Below are 11978 nucleotides of genomic sequence, written 5' to 3'. Positions count from 1 at the left end.
AGCTAAGGCTCCCCTTTTTGCTATAGGGAACAGGTACAAAGCGTCAAATTTTCAGTATTGGTTACTATATATAACGAGCACTTTTATAACTGCTCAGTATTGACGCGAATTAAGGAGAATCAGTTTGGCAAAATGGTTAAAAATGGTCGGGATTGTATCGGCTCTGGTACTGACAGGGTGTGCATCCAACCAAAACCAGTGGCTATACCCACCCATGGCGGTGCCGCTCCAACCAAGTATTCAGCAGGAAGTGCAGATTGCGCGATTAACTCAGCTTCTGCAAAGACAGGATCTTAAGGAAGAAGTCCGCGCTAAGATGTTTTATGAGCGAGGTAACTACTACGATAGCGTAGGGTTACGCGATTTAGCACGCCTTGATTTTGAACGTTCCTTAAACATCAATCCACGTCAGCCAGATGTGTACAACCTTCTTGGTGTTTACTTCACTGAAAAACGTGAATTTGATGCTGCTTACGATGCTTTTGATTCCACACTTGAGCTTGACCCAAGCAACCAATATGCAGAAAGAAATCGTGCTATTGCCTTGTACTATGGATCAAGGTTCGAGTTAGCGTTGGAAGAAATGTCAACGCACTATGACGATGACCCAGAAGATCCGTTTCGAGCGCTGTGGCTGTATCTGATAGAGCGTGAAGTTGATGCCGAAGCAGCGAAAGAAAAACTGATGACTCGCTACGAGCAGAGAAGTGAGCGTTGGGGGTGGTTGATGGTTGCATTAATGCTAGAGCAAATCTCAGAAGAACGAGCTCTCAAGGCTATTGTCAGTGCAACCAACGATAACGAGCTGTTATCGCAGCGTTTAACGGAAACCTATTTCTACCTGGCTAAGCGCTACCAGCTTCAGGGAGACTACGGTAACGCTATCTCACTTTACAAACTGGCGCTTTCTTTTAACGTGTATGAGTATGTAGAACACAGATATTCCTATATGGAACTCGGCAATATCTACAGTGAACTGAAAGCAGAACAAGCCAAGGATTCAACTCAACCCGCAAGTATTTAGATACAGGATCCGTAATTCGCCATTTAGGTTGCTTCCAAATAAAAAACGCCCGGTCACTTCATAGTAACCGGGCGTTTTATTCAGCGTGTGACAGTAAAAAATTACTTCAGGATAGCTTCATTACCGTTTTCGCGGATGTGTTTTAGAATTGATTTAACACCGCGTGGGCTAGAGCCAACAATATTGCCTGATTGCATGTAGTTAGTGCCGCCAGAGAAGTCTGTAAGAATCGCGCCAGCTTCACGAGCAATCAGCTCACCCGCCGCCATATCCCATGGTTTCAAACCTAACTCAAAGAAGCCGTCTACACGACCTGCAGCTAAGTAACATAGGTCAAGTGCTGCACTACCAGTGCGGCGGAAGTCTGCACATTCAACAAACAATGCAGATACAATCTTCATGTAAGATTCAGAGTGCTGCTTTTGCTTGAATGGGAAGCCTGTTGCCAGAACTGCGCCTTGAAGATCTTTCAATTGAGGAACACGGATACGTGCGTTATTGAGTTGTGCGCCTGCACCGCGTTGAGCAGTGAACAGTTCGTTAAGCATTGGGTCGTATACACACGCCACTTCTGTTTTGCCTTTCATACGAACGGCGATGGAAACAGAGAAGTGTGGTAGACCTTTAACGAAGTTAGTGGTGCCATCCAGTGGGTCGATGATCCATTGTACGTCTTTATCTTTACCTTCGATAAGACCATTTTCTTCAGCAACGATACAGTGCTCAGGGTAAGAGCTTTTGATGGTATCGATGATTAGAGCTTCTGCTTCTTTGTCTACGTTAGTAACAAAGTCATTGCTGCCTTTCTGAGTTGACTCAATTTTGTCAGCGTTTTCTAGTGATTTAGCAATGTGATTGCCTGCTTTTCGCGCAGCGCGAATAGCAATGTTAAGCATTGGATGCATACAAATTTCCCAACGGATGTTAAAGAACGATAAAGCGGCGGGGAGTATATCAGAGTTCCTACAAAAAGGAAGTGGTTATTTTTTACCCTTTTTGAGGTGAGTGGAAACCTACGTTGACACTGGATTCTGGCAGTGTGATTGAAAGCAAGCCCCTCCATTGGATTGAGATAACCTTTTTATTGGTGTTGTGATACTATTTCGCGGTTTTTCAATAGCGGGTATCTAAACACCATGTTAGACCAAGTAAAAGTCGTATTAGTTGGCACATCTCATTCAGGAAACATAGGCAGTGCAGCACGCGCAATGAAAGTGATGGGACTATCCAATATGGTGTTGGTGGATCCACAATGTGAGGTTGATTCTCAGGCTATTGCATTGGCGGCCGGAGCAAGTGAAATAGCGTTAAATGCCCAAATCGTAAGTACCCTTGAAGAAGCCGTAGAAGATTGTGGTTTGGTCGTCGGGTCTAGTGCTCGATCGCGCACACTGGAATGGCCAATGCTTGAGCCGCGAGAGTGTGGAGAGCTGTTTGCCAAAGAAGGAAAAAGCCATCCTGTGGCATTGGTATTCGGACGTGAAAGAACCGGGCTGACAAATGAAGAACTTCAGCGCTGTCATTATCATGTCTGTATTCCAGCAAACCCAGAATACAGTTCATTAAATTTGGCTATGGCAGTTCAAACTCTTGCTTACGAAGTGAGAGTTGCGCATTTAAATGATCAGACAAGTATCCATCCTAGAGCCGAGCAGGAAGAATATCCAAGGCATAAAGAGTTGGAAATGTTCTATGAGCATCTTGAAAAAGTCATCACACAAACCCAGTTTATTGATAGCGATAACCCTGGTCAGGTGATGAACAAACTTCGACGTTTATTCTCCAGAGCTCGACCTGAAGCACAGGAAATCAATATCTTGAGAGGGATTCTGACCTCCGTACAAAAGAAAATATCAAAGTAAAATAACCGCATTAAATTAATGGTTAAATACCTGACTATTTTAGTCAAATAAATACTTGACCAATTTAGTCAGGTATGGAAAACTTCTATCCACAAACTTACTGTGGATACGATGCGATATGAGACTTACATCAAAAGGAAGATATGCAGTAACAGCAATGTTAGATGTTGCTCTGCATTCGCAAGAGAGCCCAGTCCCGCTGGCGGATATTTCAGAGCGTCAGGGAATTTCTCTTTCTTACTTAGAACAACTGTTTTCAAAACTGCGTAAAGCAGGTCTGGTTGCCAGCGTTCGTGGTCCTGGTGGTGGTTACCGCCTAGGTGCAGATGCGAATGAAATTGCAATCGGAATGGTTATTTCAGCCGTTGACGAATCTGTCGATGCAACCAAATGCAGTGGTAAAGCCGACTGCCAAGGTGGCTCTCGCTGCCTAACTCACACACTTTGGCGTGACTTAAGTGCTAGAATTAGTGAGTTTCTTAACAACATCACGCTTGGCGAGCTGATGCTTGATAATGAAGTGTTAGAAATATCTGACCGTCAGGACATTGACTTGGCGCTCAACCATGGGTTTGGACAAAAAAATACAAACACCGCTCCCATCGGTGTAAATGCACGCTCTTAATCGATAATAAAATGATCGCTTATTAAAAGCGGCACTATCTTACATTGGAGTAAAGAATGAAACTGCCTATTTATTTTGATTATTCAGCAACATGCCCAGTTGATTCTCGCGTTGCTGAGAAAATGGTTCAGTACATGACGATGGACGGGACGTTCGGTAACCCGGCATCTCGTTCGCATCGTTATGGCTGGCAGGCAGAAGAGGCAGTAGATACTGCTCGTGAGCAAATCGCTGAACTACTTAATGCTGACCCGAGAGAAATTGTCTTTACCTCAGGTGCAACCGAATCAGACAACCTAGCGATAAAAGGTGCAGCGCACTTTTACGGTAAAAAAGGCAAACACGTCATCACTTGTAAGACCGAGCACAAAGCGGTTTTAGACCCTTGTCGCCAACTTGAGCGCGAAGGTTATGAAGTGACATACCTTGAGCCAGAATCCAACGGCATCATCGACTTAAATAAGCTTCAAGAAGCCATGCGCGAAGACACAGTTTTAGTGTCAATCATGCACGTTAACAACGAAATTGGCGTTATTCAGGACATTTCTGCGATCGGCGAGCTTTGCCGAGAGCGCAAAATCATCTTCCACGTTGATGCAGCTCAGTCTGCAGGCAAAGTGCCTCTAGATGTAAAAGAAATGAAAGTAGACCTGATTTCGATGTCGGCTCACAAAGCTTATGGACCAAAAGGTATTGGTGCACTTTACGTTCGCCGTAAACCACGCATTCGTTTAGAAGCACAAATGCACGGTGGCGGTCACGAGCGTGGATTCCGTTCAGGTACACTGCCAACACACCAAATCGTTGGTATGGGCGAAGCGTTCCGCATCGCTAAAGAAGATATGCAGAAAGACTTTGAACATGCTAAAGCCCTGCGCGATCGCATGTTAAAAGGTTTGGAAGGTATGGAAGCGTTAACCGTTAATGGTGACCTTGACCAACGCGTTCCTCACAACCTAAACATCAGTTTTGCCTTTGTAGAAGGTGAATCACTGCTGATGGCATTAAAAGATCTGGCTGTATCTTCTGGCTCTGCGTGTACGTCTGCAAGCCTAGAGCCTTCATACGTTTTACGTGCGTTAGGTCTGGATGATGAACTGGCTCATAGTTCTATCCGTTTCTCATTTGGTCGTTTTACGACAGAAGAAGAAGTGGATTACGCCGTCGAAAAAATTCGCGTAGCAGTAGATAAACTGCGCGACATGTCTCCTCTATGGGATATGTACAAAGAAGGTGTTGATTTGAGTACGGTTGAGTGGGCGCACCACTAATCTAAGGAATATAGAGGATTCGAGGTAAAAGATTATGGCATACAGCGAAAAAGTTATTGATCACTACGAAAACCCACGCAACGTTGGTTCATTTGACAAAGAAGATCCATCTGTCGGAAGTGGTATGGTTGGCGCGCCAGCATGTGGCGACGTAATGAAACTGCAAATCAAAGTGTCCCCTGAAGGCATTATTGAAGACGCGAAATTTAAGACTTATGGGTGCGGCAGTGCAATTGCTTCCAGCTCTCTTGTTACAGAGTGGGTAAAAGGCAAAAGCATTGATGAAGCGGCAGCAATTAAAAATGCAGAAATTGCAGAAGAACTTGAATTACCACCAGTAAAAGTTCACTGCTCAATTCTGGCAGAAGATGCAATCAAAGCCGCTGTTTCTGATTACAAAAAGAAACACGACTCCTAAAGTTAAAGCAGGAGAGAAAAGCGCTCTCCTGTCTTAAATTCACTAATGTAAGCAGGGTGCAGTATGGCCATTACCATGACAGAAGCGGCAACAAGCCGGGTCAGAGCATTTCTTGATAACCGAGGCAAAGGTATCGGTTTGAGACTTGGGGTAAAAACCACAGGTTGTTCAGGAATGGCATATGTTCTCGAATTTGTTGATGTATTGAATGACGAAGATGAAATCTTCGAACAAGACAATGTGAAAATCATCATTGACCCGAAAAGCTTGGTTTACCTTGATGGAACTGAGTTAGATTTTGTCAAAGAAGGTTTGAACGAAGGCTTCCAGTTTAACAACCCTAACGTGAAGAGCGAATGTGGTTGTGGTGAAAGCTTTAATGTTTAATCGCAAACATCAATAAATAAAATGAACAAAAACGCAGTGAAGGCTGCGTTTTGTACTTTCCACCCGTCTTGAATTTTGCCCAATATTATTGAGAGACAGATAATGGATCATTTTGAATTGTTTGGCATTTCTCGCCAATTTGATCTCGATGTCACTGCGTTGTCCACCCAATTTAGAGAACTTCAGCGTCAATTTCATCCTGATAAATTTGCGACCTCGTCTGAGCGCGATCGCCTTATGGCGGTTCAGAAAGCCGCTCAAATAAACGATGCATTTCAAGTTTTGAAGCAACCCATCTCTCGCGCAGAATATCTTTTGTCTCTTAAAGGGGTAGATATTCGCAACGAGCAAAACACCATGCAAGACCCGATGTTCCTAATGGAGCAAATGGAACTGAGGGAAGCATTGGAAGAGATCGAGTCTTCATCTGATCCAGAGTCCGAGCTGTTCGATTTTGAAAAAAAGGTCAGTAAACTGTATCAATCTCACTTAGATGAGATGGTTCAGTCATTGACTGAAGAAGCACTGGAAAATGCTGCGAATGGTATTCGCAAGCTAAAATTTATTGCCAAATTACAAAATGAGATAGAGCAACTGGAAGAAAAGTTGTTCGCATAATAAAGGAATTTCAATGGCATTACTTCAAATTGCAGAGCCAGGTCAAAGCTCCGCGCCTCACGAGCATAAGCTCGCGGCGGGGATTGATCTCGGTACAACCAATTCACTGGTGGCATCGGTTCGAAGTGGAACCGCCAAGCCACTGGTGGATGCGCAGGGTGAAAGCATTCTGCCTTCGGTTGTGTATTATGGCTCTGAGGATCCTGTAGTCGGAACTGCTGCACGTGAGCATGCGCAGTCTGACCCAAAACAAACCATCATATCTGTCAAACGCCTAATTGGTCGTTCTCTGGAAGATATTCAAAACCGTTATTCATCTTTACCTTATCAATTCACAGCCAGCGAAAATGGTTTGCCAGTAATTGAAACCGATCAAGGTAACGTTAACCCGATTCAAGTGTCATCTGAGATCTTGAAATCTCTCGGTCAGCGTGCTGAAGAAACCTTGGGTGGCGAGCTAACTGGGGTTGTGATTACGGTACCTGCGTACTTTGATGATGCACAGCGTGCTGGCACTAAAGACGCAGCTAAGTTAGCTGGATTGAACGTACTGCGCCTTCTTAATGAACCTACCGCAGCAGCCATTGCTTACGGATTGGATTCAGGTCAAGAGGGAGTTATTGCCGTCTATGACTTGGGAGGAGGGACGTTTGATATCTCAATCCTACGTTTATCCAAAGGGGTATTTGAAGTCTTAGCCACTGGCGGAGACTCTGCTCTGGGTGGTGATGATTTCGATCATATCATCGCTGACTACATCAAAGAGCAATCGGGCTACCAAGGCGATCTATCGATCCAGGAAAACCGTGCTTTGTTGGATGTAGCAACTCAGGCAAAGATTGCTTTGTCTGATTCCACCGTTACCGAGATTAAATTTGGTTCTTGGAAAGGTTCGCTGTCTCGTGACACCTTCAATGAGTTGATTCATCCTCTAGTGAAAAAGACTTTGCTTTCATGTCGCCGCGCCCTTAAAGATGCAGGTGTAAGTGCGGAAGAAGTTCAAGAAGTCGTGATGGTAGGTGGCTCAACCCGGACTTTATACGTTCGTGAAATGGTCGGTGAGTTTTTTCATCGCGAGCCACTAACAAGCATCAATCCCGATGAGGTGGTTGCCATTGGGGCTGCGATTCAGGCAGATATTTTAGCGGGTAACAAACCGGATTCTGAAATGCTGTTGTTGGATGTCATTCCGCTGTCATTGGGCATCGAAACCATGGGTGGTCTGGTCGAGAAGATCATTCCAAGAAATACCACGATCCCTGTCGCTCGCGCTCAAGAGTTTACTACCTTCAAAGATGGTCAGACGGGCATGCTGGTTCATGTCGCGCAGGGCGAACGTGAGCTGATTGACGACTGTCGTTCTCTGGCGAAATTCTCGCTAAAAGGTATCCCTCCTATGACTGCAGGTGCGGCGCATATTCGCGTCACCTATCAAGTGGATGCGGATGGCCTGCTCTCTGTTACTGCAATGGAAAAAAGCACGGGTGTTCAGGCAGAAATCCAAGTGAAACCTTCTTATGGTCTGAGTGATGATGAAGTCGCTGGCATGCTCAAAGATTCCATGACCTATGCTAGAGAAGACATGCAAGCTCGCGCACTGGCAGAGCAGCGTGTAGAAGCAGACAGAGTAATTGAAGGTTTGGTCGCTGCTATGCAGGCAGATGGTGACGAGCTGTTGTCTGAAGATGAACAGCAAGTGTTGCTAAAATCCATCGAAGCATTGATTGCGCTTCGAAACGGCGATAATGCCGACGCGATTGAGCGAGGCATCAAGGATACTGATAAAGCCAGCCAGGAATTTGCGTCGCGACGCATGGACAAATCCATCCGTACTGCCTTATCTGGTCAGTCGGTTGATGACATTTAACAGAAGAAGTTTGAGAATTTAAAATGCCTAAGATTATTGTTTTACCTCATGAAGATCTTTGCCCAGAAGGTGCGGTATTAGAAGGACAAACTGGTCAGTCTGTATTAGATGTCGCACTTAAAAACGGAATTGGAATTGAGCACGCGTGTGAAAAATCCTGTGCATGTACAACATGTCATGTTGTGATTCGCGAGGGTTTTGATTCACTGGATGAGAGTGATGAACTGGAAGACGACATGTTAGACAAAGCGTGGGGGCTAGAGCCTGAATCTCGTCTTGGCTGTCAGGCTGTTATTGCAGATGAAGACTTGGTTGTTGAGATTCCGAAATACACCTTAAACCACGCGGCTGAAGATCATTAATAGGGAAGAGATATGAGCTTGAAATGGACTGACTCGCGAGATATCGCGATTGAGCTTTGTGATTTATATCCGGATACAGACCCAAAAACAGTGCGTTTTACCGACCTGCACCGTTGGATTTGCGAGCTAGAGGATTTTGACGACGATCCAAACCGATCAAACGAAAAAATCCTTGAAGCAATTATTCTGTGTTGGATGGATGAAGCAGATTAAAAGATAAGCAAAATAATGTGACCTAACATTATTTACTGAAAAAAGCGGGCTTAATTGCCCGTTTTTTTTATGCAAATGACATTTAACTCGAACATAATGCTAACATTCTGAAACTAGTGAAAAGAAACACAGTCGTAATAAAGAATTGCAAGGATTACGACACCAAGACAAGGAGAAATCATGTCTACTCAAATGCCGGTATTCATTTCCTCACAAGCGGCACAACCTCATTGGGGTGAGAAAGCAATCCTATCTTTTACCGAGCAAGGTGCAACCATTCACCATACAGACAACGACCTGACAGACGTCGCTCAACGTGCGGGTCGTAAGCTGGACGGTCAAGGAATCAAAGCGGTATCTCTGGAAGGAGAAGGCTGGAACGTTGAAACTATCTGGGCGTTTTACCAAGGTTTCCGTAGTCCAAAGAATACAAACTCAGTGGTATGGACTGAGCTTGAAGAAAATTCAGAAAAAGAACTGAAAGCGCGTATCAAAGCGGGCGATTGGGTTCGTGACATCATCAATAAAAGCGCTGAAGAAGTGGCGCCTCGCCAATTGGCAACCATGGCGGGTGAATTCATCAAGTCTCTAGCTCCTGAGCACGTAACTTACCGTATTGTAAAAGACAAAGATCTTCTGACTGAAGGGTGGGAAGGCATTTACGCGGTTGGTCGTGGTTCAGAGCGTACTTCTGCAATGCTACAACTAGACTACAACCCAACAGGTGACGAAAACGCACCAGTATTTGCGTGTCTGGTTGGTAAAGGCATCACCTTTGATTCTGGCGGTTACAGCATTAAACCATCTGGTTTTATGGACGCGATGAAAGCAGACATGGGTGGTTCCGGTACGATCACTGGCGGTCTAGCACTTGCGATCCTACGTGGTCTCAATAAGCGAGTTAAGTTGATCCTTTGCTGTGCTGAGAACATGATTTCTGGTCGAGCATTCAAATTGGGCGACATCATTACCTACAAGAATGGTAAAACGGTTGAGATCATGAACACCGATGCGGAAGGTCGTTTGGTACTGGCTGATGGTCTGCTGTATGCGAGTGAACACAGCCCTGAGCTAATCATTGATTGTGCAACTCTGACTGGTGCGGCGAAGAACGCATTGGGTAACGACTACCACGCACTGCTGACGTTCGATAATGCTCTTTCTGCAAAAGCGATTTCATACGCCAATGAAGAAAAAGAAGGGCTATGGCCTCTTCCACTGGCTGATTTCCACCGTTCAATGCTTCCGTCGAACTTTGCTGACATGTCAAACATCAGTAGCGGTCAGTATTCGCCTGGCGCAAGCACAGCAGCAGCATTTTTGTCTTATTTTGTGAATGACTACAAGAAAGGCTGGTTGCATTTTGACTGCGCAGGCACGTATCGTAAGAGTGCAAGTGATAAGTGGTCTGCAGGTGCAACGGGCATGGGTGTTCGCACTCTGGCTCGTATTCTCACTGAACAGGCGAAATAATCAGAATTCGGCATGCAGGCGGAAACCTGCCAGCAAAAATATTATAACGATAGTACGAAGGACATCTTATGGCTCTAGAAAGAACATTTTCCATCATCAAGCCCGATGCAGTTAAGCGAAACCTTGTGGGTGAAATCTATAACCGTATTGAAAAAGCCGGTCTTCGAATCATTGCGGCAAAAATGGTCCACCTTTCTGAAGAACAGGCAAGTGGCTTCTACGCTGAGCACGAAGGTAAACCTTTCTTCGAAGGACTGAAAGAATTCATGACGTCAGGACCTATTATGGTTCAGGTGCTTGAAGGTGAAGATGCGATTGCACGTTACCGCGAACTCATGGGTAAAACGAACCCAGAGGAAGCAGCATGCGGTACCATCCGTGCAGATTACGCAGAAAGCATGCGTTTTAACTCTGTGCACGGCAGTGACAGCCCAGAATCTGCTGCACGTGAAATCGAGTACTTCTTCCCGACTTCTGAGATTTGCCCTCGTAACGACTAACGTTTATCAAAGAAACGCTCTGAAATATCAGAGCGTTTCTTTTTCACAATCTCTTCTCTTTTCTCTCATATTTACTCTGCTATTCTTGAGAATATTATTTTGATTAATTTTTAATCGATTTAAAATTAATCTCTTATCAATAACCTTACTCTCGGCCTCTTGTTGTCATTGGGTAAAGGCTGTACAATTCGCGCCCTTAAATAAAGTTCCACCGCGAGAGGCAACATGAGCACTGAAAAAGTAAATCTGCTGGATTTTGACCGAAAAGGGCTACGAAAATATTTCGCCGATGAATTAGGCGAAAAGGCATTTCGTGCCGATCAGGTCATGAAGTGGATCTACCATTTTGGTGTCGACGACTTCGAGAAAATGACCAACATCAACAAGAAACTGCGTGAGAAACTTCAGCGATTAACTGAAATTCGTGCACCGTATGTTTCAGAAGCTCAGCACTCGACGGACGGTACTATTAAGTGGGCGATGCGTGTGGGCGATCAGGATGTTGAAACGGTTTACATTCCGGAAGACGATCGCGCCACCTTGTGTGTCTCTTCTCAGGTTGGTTGTGCACTTGAGTGTAAGTTCTGCTCGACCGCTCAGCAGGGCTTTAACCGCAACTTGAAAGTATCTGAAATCATTGGTCAGGTATGGCGTGCCGCTCGTGAAATTGGTTTAGAAAAAGAAACAGGTCGTCGTCCGATCACCAACGTCGTTATGATGGGTATGGGTGAGCCGCTTCTCAACATGAAGAACCTGATTCCTGCTCTGGAGCTAATGCTTGATGATCTAGGTTTTGGGTTGTCTAAGCGTCGTGTGACGGTTTCCACATCAGGTGTGGTTTCTGGTCTTGACCAAATGACGGGTAACATTGATGTTGCGCTCGCGATCTCTCTGCATGCTCCAAACGATAAGCTTCGTAGTGAAATCATGCCAATTAATGATCGTTGGGACATTGAAGACTTTTTAACGTCCGTAAGACGATACATTGCCTCTTCTAATGCTAACCGTGGCAAGGTAACCATTGAGTATGTTCTGTTAGATCATGTGAATGACGATATGGAACATGCAAGACAACTCGCAGAATTGTTAAAAGATACGCCTGCTAAGATAAATTTGATTCCTTTTAACCCTTATCCTGGTTCACCATATCGCAAGCCAAGTAACTCGCGCATTGACCGTTTTATGAAAACGTTGATGAAGCACGATTACACGGTGACTGTTCGTAAAACACGTGGTGATGACATCGATGCAGCCTGTGGTCAGCTGGTTGGTGATGTGATCGATCGTACAAAACGAACAAAACTTAAACAGCATGGGGAACCAATCGCGGTGAAGTCAATCTGACTTGATAATTGACC

Annotated in this window: 14 protein-coding genes; 13 read left to right on the top strand and 1 reads right to left on the bottom strand. The window is 44.9% G+C overall.

Translation table 11 applies throughout. The annotated features are described in order from the left end of the window. The first annotated feature begins 142 nt into the window (after window positions 1–142). Window positions 143–1024 (top strand): lipoprotein NlpI, encoded by an 882-nt coding sequence (nlpI, locus tag INR79_RS14520; RefSeq protein ID WP_200767418.1) that lies wholly within the window; start codon window positions 143–145, stop codon window positions 1022–1024. Window positions 1025–1125: 101 nt separating this feature from the next. Here the strand turns inward: nlpI and suhB are convergent, their stop codons facing one another. Further along, window positions 1126–1929 carry an inositol-1-monophosphatase gene (suhB, locus tag INR79_RS14515; protein ID WP_004401962.1) on the bottom strand — a complete coding sequence of 268 codons (804 nt, stop codon included), beginning with the start codon at window positions 1927–1929 and terminating at the stop codon, window positions 1126–1128. A gap of 231 nt (window positions 1930–2160) precedes the next feature. On the opposite strand from suhB, the gene trmJ reads away from it, so the two are divergent. From trmJ to INR79_RS14455, 12 genes are all read left to right on the top strand, one after another. Continuing rightward, a complete protein-coding gene (gene trmJ, locus INR79_RS14510; protein WP_223094821.1) occupies window positions 2161–2886 on the top strand; it encodes a tRNA (cytosine(32)/uridine(32)-2'-O)-methyltransferase TrmJ in 726 nt (241 codons plus the stop codon). A gap of 118 nt (window positions 2887–3004) precedes the next feature. Next, entirely contained in the window at window positions 3005–3511 is a 507-nt protein-coding gene (iscR, locus tag INR79_RS14505; protein ID WP_004401964.1) for a Fe-S cluster assembly transcriptional regulator IscR, read from the top strand. Between the two features lie 56 nt (window positions 3512–3567). Further along, window positions 3568–4782, top strand: coding sequence for an IscS subfamily cysteine desulfurase (locus INR79_RS14500; RefSeq protein ID WP_022551463.1), 1215 nt, complete (start codon window positions 3568–3570; stop codon window positions 4780–4782). Between the two features lie 34 nt (window positions 4783–4816). Then, window positions 4817–5200 carry a Fe-S cluster assembly scaffold IscU gene (gene iscU / locus INR79_RS14495; RefSeq protein WP_004401966.1) on the top strand — a complete coding sequence of 128 codons (384 nt, stop codon included), beginning with the start codon at window positions 4817–4819 and terminating at the stop codon, window positions 5198–5200. Between the two features lie 63 nt (window positions 5201–5263). Further along, window positions 5264–5587 (top strand): iron-sulfur cluster assembly protein IscA, encoded by a 324-nt coding sequence (gene iscA / locus INR79_RS14490; RefSeq protein ID WP_004401967.1) that lies wholly within the window; start codon window positions 5264–5266, stop codon window positions 5585–5587. A 102-nt stretch (window positions 5588–5689) separates the two neighbouring features. Further along, window positions 5690–6205 (top strand): co-chaperone HscB, encoded by a 516-nt coding sequence (hscB, locus tag INR79_RS14485; RefSeq protein ID WP_022551462.1) that lies wholly within the window; start codon window positions 5690–5692, stop codon window positions 6203–6205. Window positions 6206–6218: 13 nt separating this feature from the next. Next, entirely contained in the window at window positions 6219–8072 is a 1854-nt protein-coding gene (gene hscA, locus INR79_RS14480; RefSeq protein ID WP_223094819.1) for a Fe-S protein assembly chaperone HscA, read from the top strand. Between the two features lie 23 nt (window positions 8073–8095). Next, the gene (gene fdx, locus INR79_RS14475; protein WP_004401970.1) at window positions 8096–8434 is read left to right on the top strand and encodes an ISC system 2Fe-2S type ferredoxin; all 339 of its coding nucleotides are present in this window, start codon (window positions 8096–8098) and stop codon (window positions 8432–8434) included. 12 nt (window positions 8435–8446) lie between these two features. After that, window positions 8447–8647, top strand: a complete 201-nt coding sequence (gene iscX, locus INR79_RS14470) for a Fe-S cluster assembly protein IscX (RefSeq protein ID WP_004401971.1) — start codon at window positions 8447–8449, stop codon at window positions 8645–8647. A gap of 180 nt (window positions 8648–8827) precedes the next feature. Next, window positions 8828–10120 (top strand): aminopeptidase PepB, encoded by a 1293-nt coding sequence (pepB, locus tag INR79_RS14465; protein WP_200766713.1) that lies wholly within the window; start codon window positions 8828–8830, stop codon window positions 10118–10120. A 68-nt stretch (window positions 10121–10188) separates the two neighbouring features. Further along, on the top strand, window positions 10189–10620 hold the full coding sequence (ndk, locus tag INR79_RS14460) for a nucleoside-diphosphate kinase (protein ID WP_004401973.1): 432 nt from the start codon (window positions 10189–10191) through the stop codon (window positions 10618–10620). Between the two features lie 225 nt (window positions 10621–10845). Next, window positions 10846–11964 carry a bifunctional tRNA (adenosine(37)-C2)-methyltransferase TrmG/ribosomal RNA large subunit methyltransferase RlmN gene (locus tag INR79_RS14455; RefSeq protein WP_004401974.1) on the top strand — a complete coding sequence of 373 codons (1119 nt, stop codon included), beginning with the start codon at window positions 10846–10848 and terminating at the stop codon, window positions 11962–11964. Window positions 11965–11978 lie beyond the last annotated feature (14 nt).

The sequence above is a fragment of the Vibrio sp. SCSIO 43132 genome (genome assembly GCF_019904195.1).
GTDB classification, from domain to species: Bacteria; Pseudomonadota; Gammaproteobacteria; order Enterobacterales; family Vibrionaceae; genus Vibrio; species Vibrio nigripulchritudo.
The sequence above is the reverse complement of the archived record's forward strand: the minus strand, read 5'-3'. Positions and strand labels throughout refer to the sequence as shown.